Source organism: Sphingopyxis sp. J-6 (genome assembly GCF_046603995.1).
In the GTDB taxonomy this organism is placed as follows: Bacteria; Pseudomonadota; Alphaproteobacteria; order Sphingomonadales; family Sphingomonadaceae; genus Sphingopyxis.
In genome coordinates, this window is the sequence record NZ_CP145810.1 from 4,562,223 (window position 1) to 4,575,791 (window position 13,569).

Sequence of the window (13,569 nt, forward strand, 5' to 3'; positions counted from 1 at the left end):
CATCGAGCGAAGTCGAGATGCCCCTCGGGCTGGGCACAACCTCGATGGGTGTCTCGACTTCGCTCGGCACGAGCGGAAACGGGACAGTCTGGAAACCACCCGTAAGCGGACCTTCACTTGGACGGTAGGCCGCCTATTCGGGTGCCTCGTCCAGGCGCCCCTTGAACCCCTGTGCAATGACATAGAGTTCGGGCGATCCCTTGCGGCTGGCGGGGGGCTTGGCGTGCTTGACCGTCGTGAAATGGCGCTTGAGCAGAGTCAGGAGGTCGCGGTCGGCGCCGCCGGCGAAGACCTTCGCGACAAAGGCGCCGCCGGGGACGAGATTCTGCACCGCAAAGTCGGCAGCGGTCTCGGCGAGGCCGATAGTGCGCAAATGGTCGGTCTGGGGATGGCCGACGGTGTTCGCGGCCATGTCCGAAATGACGAGGTCGGGGGCGCTGCCCAGCGCCTCGATCAGCGCATCGGGGGCGGCGTCGTCCATGAAGTCCATCTCGAGGATCGCGACCCCCTCGATCGGCTCGCAGGCGAGCAGGTCGATGCCCGCGACGCGGGCGCGCGGGTTGGTCTTGCGCGTCACCTGCGACCAGCCGCCGGGCGTGATGCCGAGGTCGACGACGGCGCGCGCCTTTTTGAGGAAGCCGAATTTCTCGTCGAGCTCGATCAGCTTGTACGCGGCGCGCGAGCGATAACCCTCGGCCTGCGCGCGGCGGACATAGGGGTCGTTGAGCTGGCGTTGCAGCCAGCGCGTCGAGGACACGCTGCGCTTGCGCGCGGTCTTGACGCGCACATGCAGACCGCCCCGGCCCCCCGATCCTTTGGCGCCGCCGCTGCGTCCGCTGCCGCCGCTCATTTGCGAAACTCGCGGCGGGTGACGGGAACGTCGCGCCCCTGCCGCGCCAGCGTGCGGAGGATGCCCTCGCGGATGCCGCGGTCGGCGACCCCGACGCGCGCCGCAGGCCACAGGTCGATGATGCTTTCGAGGATCGCGCAGCCCGCGACCACCAGATCGGCGCGCTCGCGGCCGATGCAGGCGATTTCGGAGCGGTCGGCGATGCTCGCGTCGGCGAGGCGGCGGCTGATCTCGCGCATCGCGTCCGAGGGCACGACCAGCCCGTCGACCGCGCGCCGGTCGTAACGCGGCAGGTCGAGGAAGACGCTCGCGAGCGTCGTTACCGTGCCGCTGGTGCCGAGCAGGCGCAGTGGCTGTCCGGCGAAGCGTTCGGCGCGGCCCGCGAAGGCGGCGAACGCCTCGCGCGTCACCTCGCGCATCTGTGCATAGCAGGCCTGGCGTGCGGCGAGGCTGTCTTCCGCAGCGACCGAATGTTCGGTCAGCGACACGACGCCCCACGGGACGCTGATCCAGTCGCGGATCATGACGTCGTCGTCCGACGCGTCGATGTGCATCAGCTCGGTCGAGCCGCCGCCGATGTCGAAGATCAGCGCCGGGCCGTCGCCCGCCTCCATCAGATTGTGGCAGCCGAGCACCGCGAGCTTCGCCTCTTCGGCGGCCGAGATGATGTCGAGTGCGATGCCGGTCTCGCGCTTCACCCGTTCAGCGAGTTCCTCGCCATTGCTGGCGCGGCGGCACGCTTCGGTCGCAACCGCGCGGGACAGGGTGACGTGGCGGCGGCGCAGCTTGTCGGCGCAGACCGACAGCGCAGCGACGGTGCGGTCCATCGCCGCCTGGCTGATCTTGCCGGTGCCGTGCAGCCCTTCGCCAAGGCGGACGATGCGCGAAAAGGCGTCGATGACGACCAGCTCGCCGCCCTGCGGGCGCGCGATCAGCAGCCGGCAATTGTTGGTACCGAGATCGATGGCGGCATAGGTGCGCGGCCGATGGATCGGCACGGGCCGGGGTTCGGCGCCTGCCTTGCTTTGTCCTTTCGCCGCCGGCACGGGCCGCGGCGATCGCCCCGAAGGCGCTGCCATTTGCCGCATGGCTATTATGACCTGTCCAAATCTCACGCGCCTGCAAGACCGCAGGCGTGCACTTGGGCGCGAGATTAGGCTTCCGGCCGCCTATTGGCAAGTCCGGCCCCCTTTCGGGCGGGCGCAAGCAAAACCCCGCCCGGCGCAGGCCGGACGGGGCAAAGGAGGGAAGAAGGTTATTGGAGCTCGGGTCAGGCCTTAACGGCAGCCGTCATTGCCCTTGTCGATGGCGCGGCCGGCGAGGGCGCCGACGGCACCGCCGATGATCGTTCCGACCGTACGGTCGCCGCGACCGGCGATCTCGTGGCCGGCAAGGCCGCCCGCAACCGCACCGATGATCGTGCCGCCGGTGCCGTTGTCGCACTTGCGATAGCGACGGTTGTCGTAGCGGTTGTTGTAGTAGCGACGATCGTTGCGATAGTCGCGGCGGTCGGCGCGGCGATCGTAACGACGGTCATAGCGGCGGTCGTTCCGGTCATAGCGCACGTCATAGCTCGAATAGCCGTCGCGGTTGTAATAGCCGTTCTGCGCCGCGGCGGGCGTGGCGAGGCCCAGCGTCACGGTGGACATCAGGGCGGCGATCGAGAGAGTCACCATCTTTTTCATCGTCATTCTCCTTCTTTCGTCGTTGGGCCCTTCAGGGCTGTGGTCGATGAAGGGGTTATGGGTGATTCGCATTGAGCGAAGCCTGAACGCGGCTGTTGGCTGGCGTTCAGCTTTGCGGGCGTGCCGCGCTTCCCTTTCGCGGGCAAGCACTCTACGTCGACGCCGATGCGCCGCCTGCTCCCCGCCGCCCTGATCTTCCTTGCCATCGGGCCGGTTCCCGGGACCCACCAGCGCTTCCCGGAGATCGACCTGACCGAACGCGTCGTCGCGCATCCCCTGCATTTTCGGGCGAGCGGAAACGGGACGCTGCGTTTCGTGCGCGGCTGGCACCTCACCAGCCCGCACAGTCATTTCGGCGGCTTTTCGGGAATTGCGCGAATCGGCCCCGATCGCTTCCAGCTTGTCGGCGATAATGGCTATTGGACGCGGCTTACCTTGACCCCCGACGGACGCGTCCGCGATCTTGCCATCGCCAGCCTGCCGACTCCCGAAGGCAGGCCGCGCCGCAAATCGATGATCGATGCCGAAGCGATGATCGTCGATCCCGAAAGTGGCAAGACGTGGATATCCTTCGAGGTTATCAATCAGGTCTGGCGTTTCGATGCCGCGCTGACGCAAGTCGAATCGCGGTACAGTTCGCCGGCATTGCGGCGCTGGCCGGTGACTGCCGGTCCCGAGGCGATGGTGCGCCTCCCCAGCGGGCAAACTATCCTGTTCTCGGAGAATGCCGACGACGATCCGCGCGGCACCGAAGCGCTCCTCTATGACAAGGATCCGGCGGCGCCGGGAAGCGCCCCGGTCCTCTTCTATTACGACGCGGGTGGCAAAGGGCTGGTCAGCGACGCGGCAGTCCTTCCCGATGGCCGCATATTGCTCGTCCACCGCCGGCTCGGCTTCGATCCGGTGTTCACGACGATTCTCGGCCTTGTCGACCCTGCCGATATCGGCGCGGGCAAGGTCGTGCGGTCGCGGACAATCGGCCGCGTGCCGAAACCGCTCGCCGACAATTATGAAGGGGCGGCGGTATCGGTCGAAGGCGGCCGCACCTTCCTCTGGCTGGTATCCGACGACAATTTCAACCTGTGGCAGCGCAGCCTGCTGTTGCAGTTCGAACTCGTCGACCTGCCGCCACGCAAGACGCCGGACAGCAAAAAGGCCGCACGGTAATCCGGCGGCCTGATTGCATCGGCGATGCGGGGAAAGCTTATGCGGCCTTTTCGGCCAGCTTCTTCGCAACTTCCTTCTTCAGCTTGCGCGCCGAAGCCGAAAGCTGGTCGTCGCCGGCCTTGAGCAGCCAGTTGTCGAGACCGCCATTATGCTCGACCGTGCGCAGGCCGTGGGTCGACACGCGCAGCTTCACGCCCTTGCCGAGCGCGTCCGAGAGCAGCGTCACATTCTGCAGGTTGGGCAGGAAGGTGCGCTTGGTCTTGTTGTTGGCGTGGCTGACATTGTGGCCAACCTGGCGGCCCTTGCCGGTCAGTTCGCAGATGCGCGACATGATGCTCTTCCTCGTACAAAAAATTTCGGGTCGGCGTCCGGGCGCTTCCCGCAAAACGGGGAAGGACAGGTCCGGATGGGCCGGGAAAGGCGCGCGCTTATCGGCTTGCCGGGGATTCGTCAAGGGATTAGCGGGGAAGCATGTCCCGTTTCCCGCTGCCCGAACCCATGCGCCGCGCGCTCGATCTCGCCCGGATTGCCGCCGATTGGGGCGAAGTGCCCGTCGGCGCGGTGATCGTCAAGGACGGCGCGATCATCGCCGAAGGGCATAACCGCCCGCGCGAATCGCACGATCCGACCGCGCATGCCGAAATCGTCGCGATTCGCGCCGCCGCAGCAAAGCTCGGCAACGAGCGCCTCGACGGCTGCGACCTGTATGTCACGCTCGAACCCTGCGCCATGTGCGCCGGGGCGATCGCCCACGCGCGCATCGTGCGGCTCTATTATGGCGCCGACGATCCGAAGGGCGGCGCTGTCGTCCACGGCCCGCGTATTTTCGCGCAGCCGACGATCCACCACCGGCCGGAGGTTTATGACGGAATCGGTGAGGCAGAGGCGGCAACGCTACTGCGGGATTTTTTCGCTGCGCGGCGTTAGCCCAGCATCTCCTCGACCCACCCCGGCACCAGCGCGGTCGCCGGTCCGTGGCGGGCTTCGTCGAACCAGTGGCTGCCCTGGCTCGGCTCCATATTGAGTTCGAGCGTCCGGGCGCCCGCCGCGCGTGCTTCGCGGACGAAGCCCGCGGCAGGATAGACGGCGCCCGAGGTGCCGATCGAGACGAACAGGTCGGCGCGGTTGAGGGCGCGATAGATATCCTCCATATGATAGGGCATCTCGCCGAACCACACGACGTCGGGGCGGAGGTGTCCGGCGGTGCCGCACGCCGGGCAGGCGGGGCCGTCGCCGAGCGGGCCCTGCCAGTCGCTGCGCGCATCGCAGGTAGTGCACCACGCCTTCAGATGCTCGCCGTGCATATGGAGCAGCCGCTTCGCGCCCGCGCGCTCGTGGAGGTCGTCAACATTTTGCGTCACGATGAGCAATTCGCCCCGCCATTCGGCATCGAGCCGCGCGAGCGCCGCGTGTGCGGCATTGGGTTCTTTCGTCTGGATAGCGGCGCGGCGCATGTCGTAGAAGCGCTGGACCAGCGCCGGGTCGCGCGCGAACGCCTCGGGCGTCGCGACATCCTCGACGCGGTGCTGCTCCCACAGCCCGCCGCCGTCGCGAAAGGTGTCGATGCCGCTTTCGGCCGACACGCCGGCGCCGGTCAGGATGACGATATTGTGGATGTCGTGCATATGTCCTCTCTATCCAGCCGCGCCGGCGCCTTCACCATTTTTCGTCATCCCGGCGAAGGCCGGGATCTCAACCTTGCCGCTAAACCCACCGGCGAGATCCCGGCCTTCGCCGGGATGACAAGAGTAGAGCGGGATGACAGGAGCAGGGAATCGCGGCTAAGGGGAGCGGGCAGAAGAGGGGACGCATCATGACCAGCATCGGCATTATCGGCAGCGAAGGCCGGATGGGCGTCGCGCTCGCCGCCGCGATCGCCGAAGCGGGGCAGCAGCGGCTGGGCATCGACAAGGGCGGCGATGTCGCGGCGCTTGCTGCCGACGCCGGAGTGCTCGTCGATTTCTCGTCGCCCGCCGCGCTCGAAGCGACGCTCGATGCCTGCATTGCGGCGGGGACGCCGATCGTCATCGGCACGACGGGGCTGGAAGAACGCCATCACTGGCTGATCGACGAGGCGGCAAAGGATGTCGCGGTGCTCCAGACGGGCAACACCTCGCTCGGCGTCACGCTGCTCGCACATCTGGTGCGCGAAGCGGCGGCGCGGCTCGGTGCCGACTGGGATATCGAAGTGCTCGAAATGCATCACCGGATGAAGGTCGACGCGCCGAGCGGCACCGCGCTGCTGCTCGGGCAAGCGGCGGCCGAGGGGCGCGGGATCAGCCTCGACATCTGCTCCGAACGCGGCCGCGACGGCCTCACCGGCGCGCGCGGGCATGGCAAGATCGGCTTCGCGTCTTTGCGCGGCGGCACCGTCGCGGGCGACCATGACGTCATTTTCGCGGGCTCCGAGGAAATGATCACCCTGTCGCACCGCGCCGAAAACCGGATGATCTTCGCGCGCGGGGCGGTGCGCGCGGCGCTGTGGCTGATCCACCAGAAGCCGGGACGCTACACGATGCCCGAAGTGCTGGGACTCTGACTGCCCGCTTGCCTGCACGCTCTCCCCGTGTATTATAAAAACAATACAGTTGGAGGACTGCCATGAGTTTCGACCCCGCCGCCGCGACCAGGGCCTATATCGACGGGCTCGGGCCCGAAGCGCTCGCCAAGGCCGCATCCTACACCGTTGGCAGCGAATGGCTGAGCTTCTGGGGCGTCGTCGTCGCCGGGCTCGTCACCCTGCTCTTCGTGCGCCTGCGCGTCCTCGACCGGCTCGACGCGCGGCTCGCAAAGCGCGGCTGGGCGATGCGCACCTTCCTGCTTTGCGCGGCCTTCATGCTGCTTTCGGCGCTCGTCACGCTGCCGTGGGATATCTATACCGGCTGGTGGCGCGAAACCGCCTATGGCCGGACCAGCCAGCCGCTCGGCGATTATCTGGGGCAAGGGGCGATCGGCAACGCGATCGCCGCGCTGTTCGGGGGGCTGTTCTTCCTCGGCATCTATGCGCTGATTCGCCGCGCCGGAAAGCGCTGGTGGATCTGGTCGGGCGGTCTCGCCGCCTTCGCCATTTCGGCGATGCTGCTCCTGTCGCCGATCGTGATCGAGCCGCTGTTCAACGATTACAAGCCGGTGCCCGCGGGGCCGGTGCGCGACGCGCTTGTCGTGCAGGCGAAGGATGCCGGGATCGAGCCCGATCGCATCTATATGTTCGACGGTTCGCGCCAGTCGAACAATTTCACCGCCAATGTGTCGGGGCTTGGCCATTCGGCGCGCATCGCCATCTCCGACGTCGCGATCAAGGGCGCGTCGCTCGACGAGGTGCGGGCGGTGACGGGGCACGAGATCGGCCATTATGTGCTCGGGCACATCTGGATCATCGTGATCGTCTTTTCGCTGCTCGCGATCCTGCTCTTCTTCCTCGCCGACCGGCTGTTCCCGCGCATCGCGCGCGCCTTCGGCAGCGATGCGGCGATCGGCGACCCGCGCGGTTTTCCGGTGATGATGTTCATCCTCTCGCTCTTCGCCTTCCTCGCGCAGCCCGTACAGAATACGCTGTCGCGCCTCGACGAGAGTTCGGCCGATGCCTATTCGCTGAAGACGGTGAACCTGCCCGACGCGCTCGCGAGCGCGCTCGTCAAGACCGCCGAATATCGCAACCCGCGCCCGAACGCGGTCGAGGAGTTTCTCTTTTATTCGCATCCCTCGGTCGAGCGCCGGGTGCGTGCCGGAATGGACTGGAAAGCCGCGCATCCGGCCGGAGCGGCGACGCCCGCGCCATGAAAAAGGCCGACATCTTCGAATTTTACCGCCGGCTTGCCGAGATCAACCCGAGCCCCGAGACCGAGCTGCAGTTCGGCAACACCTATCAGTTGCTCGTCGCCGTGGTGCTGTCGGCGCAGGCGACCGACGTCGGGGTGAACAAGGCGACAAGGCTGCTGTTCGAGGCGGTGAAGACGCCACAGCAAATGGTCGACCTCGGCGAGGATGGCCTCAAGCAGCACATCAAGACGATCGGGCTGTTCAACGCCAAGGCCAAGAACGTCATCGCATTGAGCGAAATCCTCGTTCGCGATTTCGGCGGCGAGGTACCCGCCGACCGCGACACGCTCGTCGAGCTTCCCGGCGTCGGGCGCAAGACCGCCAATGTCGTGATGAACTGCGCCTTCGGGGCGGAGACCTTCGCGGTCGACACGCATATCTTCCGCGTCGGTAACCGCACCGGCCTGGCGCCGGGCAAGACGGTGCTCGCGGTCGAAAAGAAGCTCGAGAAGGAAACCCCCGCGCCGTTCCGCGTCGGCGCGCACCACTGGCTGATCCTGCACGGCCGCTATATCTGCAAGGCGCGCACCCCCGAATGCTGGCGCTGCCCCGTCGACGATCTCTGCCGCTACAAGCCGAAGACGCCGGCGCCGAAGGGCCGGGGAGCGAGCGTGAACCCGCCCCCGGCAGGCTGACCGATCACGCGCCGAACGCGCCGTCGATCGTGTGCATCGCGCCGGTGACGAAGCCCGCCTCGGGCCCCGCAAGCCAGGCGACCATGCCGGCGACTTCCTCGGGACGGCCATGGCGCTTGATCGCCATGAAGCTGTGCATCAGGTCGCGCATCGGGCCGTCCTCGGGATTCGCATCGGTATCGATGGGTCCGGGCTGGACGATGTTGATGGTGATCCCGCGCGGCCCGAAATCGCGCGCCAGTCCGCGCGCCATGCCCTGAAGCGCCGATTTGCTGAGCGCATAGGACGCCATGCCGGGGAGCGGCATGCGGTCGCCGTTCACCGATCCGATGACGATGATCCGCCCGCCCTCGGGCATCTGCCGCGCCGCCTCGACCGACGCATGATAGGGGGCGGTCACATTGACGCGGATCAGCCGGTCGACCTCGTCGGGATCGAGGTCGAGCGCGTCGCCGAACAGCGCGAAGCCTGCATTGACGACCAGTATGTCGAGCGGCCCGCTGTCGCGGACGCGCGCTATCACCGCGTCGCGATCGCCGCTGTCGGTCGGTACCGCGCTGCTGCCGGTTTCGGCTGCGAGCTGCTCCGCCGCCTCACGCGACCCGTTATAGGTAAAGACGACCCTGGCGCCGTCGGATGCGAAGCGGTGGACGATGGCCGCACCGATGCCGCGGCTGCCGCCGAGGACCAGAACGGATTTTCCTTGGAAATCGGACATGGGGAGATTCCTTGCTTATTAATGTAGGAGTGACTACATAAAACGCGAAAGGCTCTCGTCAAGGTATTTTGTAATAGTGACTACAAATAAATCCCGTGCCCGCGGACGCCCGCGCCGCTTCGATCCCGATGCGGCGGTCGTGACGGCGCAGCAGCTTTTTCACGAACGCGGCTATGACGCCGTCAGCGTCGCCGACGTCACCGATGCGCTGGGGATCAATCCGCCGAGCTTCTACGCTGCCTTCGGCAGCAAGGCCGGCCTCTATGCCCGCGTGCTCGATCATTGGACCGCCACCGAGGCGATCCCGCTCGCCGACATCCTGCGCCCCGATGTCCCGGTTGTCGACGCGCTTGCGGCGCTGCTCGAGGAGGCCGCGCGCCGCTATGCATCCGATCCGGCGGCGGGCGGCTGCCTCGTGCTCGAAGGCACGCGTTGCAACGACGAGGGCGCGCGCGAAGTCGCCCGCGCGCTGAACGAGGGGGCCGAAACATTCATCCGCGACTATGTCGCCGCCCGCCATCCCGACGCTGCGCGTGAAGTCGCCGATTTCGTCAGCACGGCGATGTCGGGGCTTTCGGCGAAGGCGCGCAGCGGTCACGACCTGCCCCGGCTCCTCGCCACCGCCCGTCTCGCGGGCCGCGCGCTCGCGCTGGCGCTGCCTGCCTGAACGCCGCGCGCCGATCCCCTCTTGCGAAGCGGCGCGGAGGCGGCATAACCCGTTGCCATGCGCAACCTTCCTGCCTCCATCGCCCTCGCCGCCGCCCTGCTGGCCGCCGCGCCCGTCCACGCCAAGCCCGCCGACACCGAAATGGCGAAAAAGATATTGAAGGACAGCATTGCGATCCCGACCGTCGAGGGGCGCGGCAAGGTGCCCGAACTCGCGGCCTATTATGCCGGGGTGCTGAAGGCGGCGGGCTATGCCGACAGCGATATCGTCATCACCCCGATGGGCGAGACCGCGACCTTCGCTGCGACCCTCGCCGGGACCGGCAAAGGCAAGCCGATCGTGCTGCTCGGTCATATGGACGTCGTCGAGGCCGATCCCAAGGACTGGGCGCGCGATCCCTTCGTGCCGGTCGAGGAGAAAGGCTATATTTTCGGCCGCGGGTCGGAGGACAACAAGTTCGACGTGTCGATGATGGTCGCGGCGATGGCCGAGCTCAAGAAAGAGGGCTTCAAGCCGAAGCGCTCGATCATCCTGCTGCTGTCGGGCGACGAAGAAACCTCGATGCTGACGACGCGCGCGCTCGCGGCCAAATACAAGAATGCCGAGTTCGCCTTGAACGGCGATGGCGGCGGCGGGCTGATCGGCGAGGACGGCAAGCCCAAATATTACGGGCTGCAGGCGGGCGAGAAAACCTATGCCGACTTCACCCTCGAAGTGACCAACCCCGGCGGGCATAGTTCGCGCCCGTCGGACACCAATGCGATCGTCCAGCTTTCGACCGCGCTCGCCAAGGTCGGCGCCTATCGCTTTACGCCGCAGCAGAATGAACTGACCAAGGTCGGCATGCCGATCGTCGCCGAACAGGTCGGCGGCGAGATCGGCGCGGCACTGAAAGCCTTTGCCGCCAATCCGGCCGATGCGAAAGCGATCGCGGCGATCCGCGCCGACCCCGAATATATCGGCCAGATTGGCACCACTTGCGTGCCCACACTGGTCAAGGGCGGCCATGCCGAAAACGCGCTGCCCCAGCGCGCGACGGCGAACATCAACTGCCGCATCTTCCCCGGCGTGCCGGTCGAAGCGGTGCGCGCCGAGCTCGAAAAGGTCATCGCCGACCCCGCGGTTAAGGTGAACCCCGATCCCGAAGCGAGCGCCAGCGATGCCTCGCCGCTGCGTCCCGATGTGATGGCGGCGGTGACCAAGGCGGTGCATGCGCGCGCCCCCGGCCTGCCGATCATCCCGTCGATGAGCGCGGGCGCGACCGACAGCTATCATTTCCGCATGCAGGGCGTGCCGAGCTACGGCGTCGCGGGCCTCTTCTCGAAGGCGAGCGACAGCTACGCCCACGGCCTCGACGAACGCGTGCCGGTCGACGCGATCGCCCCGGCGCTGGCGCATTGGGACAGTTTGCTGCGCGATCTGTCGAAATAGAAAGCTGATGCTGGCTTGAGGGCGGGGGGCTGACATTCCATTTCCTCGTCATTCCCGCGAAAGCGGGAACCCAGGGTGGAGTCAGCTGACGCGCGCTCTGGGTTCCCGCTTTCGCGGGAATGACGAAGTTATGAGACGCGAAATGCCACGTTTCGGCCGTCAGCCCACCTCGATCACGCCGACAATCCGAACTCCGGCGCCGCGCGCAGCCGCGCGGCGTCGCGTAGCGGCGGCAGGCCGAAGGCGCGGCGGTAGTCGCGGTTGAACTGCGAGGGGCTGTCATAGCCGACCTGGAAGCCCGCGCTGGCGGCGTCCATGGCGTCCGACACCATCAGCCGCCGTGCCTCGAGCAAGCGCAGGCGGGTACGATATTGCAGCGGGCTGAAGCGCGTCACCTTCTTGAAATGCTCGTGGAAGGACGACGGGCTCATGCCCGCGAGCCCCGCCAGATGGTCGATGCTGAGCGCACCGGCATAATGGTCCTTGATCCACGTCACCGCGCGGCTGACCTGATGCAGCCGCGTGTCGGCGGTTGCGATGTGGCGGAGCATCGCGCCCTGCGGCCCGGTGAGCAGCCGGTATAATATCTCGCGCTCGGCGAGCGGCGCCAGCGCCGCAATGTCGTCCGGCGCATCGAGCAGGCGGAGCAGGCGGAGCGCCGCGTCGAGCAGGACCGCGTCGGTATCGCCGACCGCGATCGACGGGGCATGGTCGCTGCGCGGCACGCGGGCATCGTGCGCGAGCAGCAGCTCGCCGAGCACCGCGACGTCGAGGTCGAGCTTCAGGCACAGATAGGGATCGTCGACGCTCGCATCGACGACCATCCCGCTCACCGGCAGGTCGACCGACACGACCAGAAACTGCGCGCTGTCATAGATGAAGCTCGCGTCGCCCAGCAGCACCCGCTTGCGGCCGCTGACCGCAAGGCACAGCGACGGTTCGTAAACGACCGGCATCGGGTGGCTCGGTTCGGAGCTACGGACAAGCGACACGCGCGGCAGCGCGCACGGGTGAATCCCGTTGGTAGGGCGATGGCGGTGTATTATCGAACGCATTTCTGTTAGTGTCGTCATGATGCTGGTCTTGCAGTGCCGTGACGCTCCGGCAAGCATAAAGTCCGGATTTCGGAGGATCGTATAATCATTGCGGAGGCGCGTTCTACCGCCCTCCGTCCGGACAGGTGCAAAAGCCGGTCACCGGACGGCGCTGGGCTGTCCGCCTCCGATGGAGACGATCATGAACATCACCGACAAAGTCATCCTGATCACCGGCGCGAGCAGCGGCATCGGCGCCGCGACGGCGCGCGAACTGGCCGCCACCGGCGCGAAGCTGCTGCTCGGCGCCCGGCGCACCGACCGGCTCGAAGCGCTTGCGGCCGAAATCGTCGCGGCGGGCGGCACTGCCGAATATCGCGCGCTCGATGTCACCAGTCGCGACGACATGCGGGCGTTCGTCGAGCACGCCGTCGCGCGTTTCGGCCGCGTCGATGTGCTCGTCAACAATGCCGGGATCATGCCGCTGTCGCCGCTGGCCGCGCTCGAAACGCAAAATTGGGACGCGATGATCGACGTCAATATCCGCGGCGTCCTCAACGGCATCGCGGCGGCGCTTCCCGGCTTTACGGCGCAGGGTTCGGGCCATTTCGTCAATGTCGCGTCGCTCGGCGCGCATTATGTCGTGCCGACCGGCGCGGTCTATTGCGCGACCAAGTTCGCGGTCTGGGCGATCACCGACGGCATCCGGCAGGAGCATCGCGACGTGCGCGCGACGATCATCTCGCCCGGCGTCGTCGAATCGGAGCTTGGCCACGACATCACCGATCCGGGCAGCGCCGCCGCGATGGCCGAGTTCCGCAGCGTCGCGATCACCCCTGACGCGATCGCCCGCGCGATCCGTTTCGCGGTCCAGCAGCCCGATGACGTCGACGTCAGCGAGGTCATCGTTCGCCCGGTCAAGGGCAGCTTCTGAGGTTTCCGGCTGGCGGACCGCTAATCGAGCAGCGCCGCCACCGCCTTTTCGACCATCGCCGCCGCCGCTTCCGCCCCGAAGCTGGCGGCGTCGAGCGACAGTTCGAGCCAAAGCCCGTCGACCATCGCGGTCAGCATGATCGCCAGCCGTCCCGGATCGGTCGCGCCGCACGCGGTGAGCAACTCGCCCAGCCGTTCGCGATAGCCCGCGTAACTTGCGGTGTGGATTGCCGCCATGTGCGCATCGCTGCGCGCCAGCGCCCAGAAGGCGGTCCAGGCGCCGAGCAGTTCGGGATCGGTCACCGGCGGGCGGAAGCTGGCGGTGAGATAGGCGGAGAGGCGCGCGCGCGGGTCGCCGCCCGCGTCCGCGACCGCGCCCATGAAAATCGCATCCATCCGGTCGCTCGTGGCTTGATAGGTCGCGGCGACGAGGTCGTCGATGCCGCCGAAATAATGGCGGAGCAGCCCCGGCGAAACGCCGGCCTTCGCGCAGATGGCGCGGACATTCGTCCCGGCAATGCCATGCTCGGCCAGGCACGCCGCCGTCGCCTCGATCAGGTCGGCGCGGCGGGCGTCGGCGCTTTCGCGCGTAAAGGCTTGGCGAATGGCAGTCATGTTGTTATACGTACG

General features: G+C 67.0%; 16 protein-coding genes. 8 read left to right on the top strand and 8 right to left on the bottom strand.

What is annotated here, in order from left to right:
* Positions 1 to 133 precede the first annotated feature (133 nt).
* The 3 genes from V6U71_RS21840 to V6U71_RS21850 all read right to left on the bottom strand — a co-directional run bounded on the left by V6U71_RS21840 (position 134) and on the right by V6U71_RS21850 (position 2,535).
* Positions 134 to 850, bottom strand: coding sequence for an RlmE family RNA methyltransferase (locus V6U71_RS21840; protein WP_411340380.1), 717 nt, complete (start codon positions 848 to 850; stop codon positions 134 to 136).
* On the bottom strand, positions 847 to 1,938 hold the full coding sequence (locus V6U71_RS21845) for a Ppx/GppA family phosphatase (RefSeq protein ID WP_411340381.1): 1,092 nt from the start codon (positions 1,936 to 1,938) through the stop codon (positions 847 to 849). Before V6U71_RS21845 ends, V6U71_RS21840 begins: the two co-directional genes overlap by 4 nt.
* A 189-nt stretch (positions 1,939 to 2,127) precedes the next feature.
* Positions 2,128 to 2,535, bottom strand: a complete 408-nt coding sequence (locus V6U71_RS21850) for a glycine zipper 2TM domain-containing protein (protein WP_411340382.1) — start codon at positions 2,533 to 2,535, stop codon at positions 2,128 to 2,130.
* Positions 2,536 to 2,700: 165 nt separating this feature from the next.
* Here V6U71_RS21850 and V6U71_RS21855 point away from each other — a divergent pair, with 165 nt between their 5' ends.
* Entirely contained in the window at positions 2,701 to 3,702 is a 1,002-nt protein-coding gene (locus V6U71_RS21855; RefSeq protein ID WP_411340383.1) for an esterase-like activity of phytase family protein, read from the top strand.
* 37 nt (positions 3,703 to 3,739) lie between these two features.
* On the opposite strand, the gene rpmB is transcribed toward V6U71_RS21855, so the two are convergent.
* A complete protein-coding gene (gene rpmB, locus V6U71_RS21860; RefSeq protein WP_054589960.1) occupies positions 3,740 to 4,033 on the bottom strand; it encodes a 50S ribosomal protein L28 in 294 nt (97 codons plus the stop codon).
* A 140-nt stretch (positions 4,034 to 4,173) separates the two neighbouring features.
* On the opposite strand from rpmB, the gene tadA reads away from it, so the two are divergent.
* The gene (gene tadA, locus V6U71_RS21865; RefSeq protein ID WP_411340384.1) at positions 4,174 to 4,629 is read left to right on the top strand and encodes a tRNA adenosine(34) deaminase TadA; all 456 of its coding nucleotides are present in this window, start codon (positions 4,174 to 4,176) and stop codon (positions 4,627 to 4,629) included.
* On the opposite strand, the gene V6U71_RS21870 is transcribed toward tadA, so the two are convergent.
* Positions 4,626 to 5,327 carry an NAD-dependent deacylase gene (locus tag V6U71_RS21870; protein WP_411340385.1) on the bottom strand — a complete coding sequence of 234 codons (702 nt, stop codon included), beginning with the start codon at positions 5,325 to 5,327 and terminating at the stop codon, positions 4,626 to 4,628. The genes tadA and V6U71_RS21870 overlap by 4 nt on opposite strands.
* 188 nt (positions 5,328 to 5,515) lie before the next feature.
* Here V6U71_RS21870 and dapB point away from each other — a divergent pair, with 188 nt between their 5' ends.
* The 3 genes from dapB (at position 5,516) to nth (ending at position 8,156) form a co-directional block, all read left to right on the top strand.
* Positions 5,516 to 6,241, top strand: a complete 726-nt coding sequence (gene dapB / locus V6U71_RS21875) for a 4-hydroxy-tetrahydrodipicolinate reductase (protein WP_411340386.1) — start codon at positions 5,516 to 5,518, stop codon at positions 6,239 to 6,241.
* A 62-nt stretch (positions 6,242 to 6,303) separates the two neighbouring features.
* Complete coding sequence (locus V6U71_RS21880) at positions 6,304 to 7,482, top strand: M48 family metallopeptidase (protein WP_411340387.1); 1,179 nt, start codon at positions 6,304 to 6,306, stop codon at positions 7,480 to 7,482.
* Positions 7,479 to 8,156 (top strand): endonuclease III, encoded by a 678-nt coding sequence (nth, locus tag V6U71_RS21885; RefSeq protein WP_411340388.1) that lies wholly within the window; start codon positions 7,479 to 7,481, stop codon positions 8,154 to 8,156. Before V6U71_RS21880 ends, nth begins: the two co-directional genes overlap by 4 nt.
* Positions 8,157 to 8,160: 4 nt before the next feature.
* On the opposite strand, the gene bdcA is transcribed toward nth, so the two are convergent.
* Positions 8,161 to 8,874 carry an SDR family oxidoreductase gene (gene bdcA / locus V6U71_RS21890; protein WP_411340389.1) on the bottom strand — a complete coding sequence of 238 codons (714 nt, stop codon included), beginning with the start codon at positions 8,872 to 8,874 and terminating at the stop codon, positions 8,161 to 8,163.
* A 73-nt stretch (positions 8,875 to 8,947) separates the two neighbouring features.
* Here bdcA and V6U71_RS21895 point away from each other — a divergent pair, with 73 nt between their 5' ends.
* Both V6U71_RS21895 and V6U71_RS21900 read left to right on the top strand, forming a co-directional pair.
* The gene (locus V6U71_RS21895) at positions 8,948 to 9,541 is read left to right on the top strand and encodes a TetR/AcrR family transcriptional regulator (RefSeq protein WP_411342386.1); all 594 of its coding nucleotides are present in this window, start codon (positions 8,948 to 8,950) and stop codon (positions 9,539 to 9,541) included.
* Positions 9,542 to 9,598: 57 nt separating this feature from the next.
* Entirely contained in the window at positions 9,599 to 10,972 is a 1,374-nt protein-coding gene (locus V6U71_RS21900) for a M20/M25/M40 family metallo-hydrolase (protein ID WP_411340390.1), read from the top strand.
* 173 nt (positions 10,973 to 11,145) lie between these two features.
* Here the strand turns inward: V6U71_RS21900 and V6U71_RS21905 are convergent, their stop codons facing one another.
* Positions 11,146 to 12,045 carry an AraC family transcriptional regulator gene (locus V6U71_RS21905; protein WP_411340391.1) on the bottom strand — a complete coding sequence of 300 codons (900 nt, stop codon included), beginning with the start codon at positions 12,043 to 12,045 and terminating at the stop codon, positions 11,146 to 11,148.
* A gap of 163 nt (positions 12,046 to 12,208) precedes the next feature.
* On the opposite strand from V6U71_RS21905, the gene V6U71_RS21910 reads away from it, so the two are divergent.
* Positions 12,209 to 12,940, top strand: coding sequence for an SDR family oxidoreductase (locus V6U71_RS21910; RefSeq protein WP_411340392.1), 732 nt, complete (start codon positions 12,209 to 12,211; stop codon positions 12,938 to 12,940).
* A gap of 20 nt (positions 12,941 to 12,960) precedes the next feature.
* Here the strand turns inward: V6U71_RS21910 and V6U71_RS21915 are convergent, their stop codons facing one another.
* Positions 12,961 to 13,554 (bottom strand): TetR/AcrR family transcriptional regulator, encoded by a 594-nt coding sequence (locus tag V6U71_RS21915; RefSeq protein ID WP_411340393.1) that lies wholly within the window; start codon positions 13,552 to 13,554, stop codon positions 12,961 to 12,963.
* Between the last annotated feature and the right edge of the window lie 15 nt (positions 13,555 to 13,569).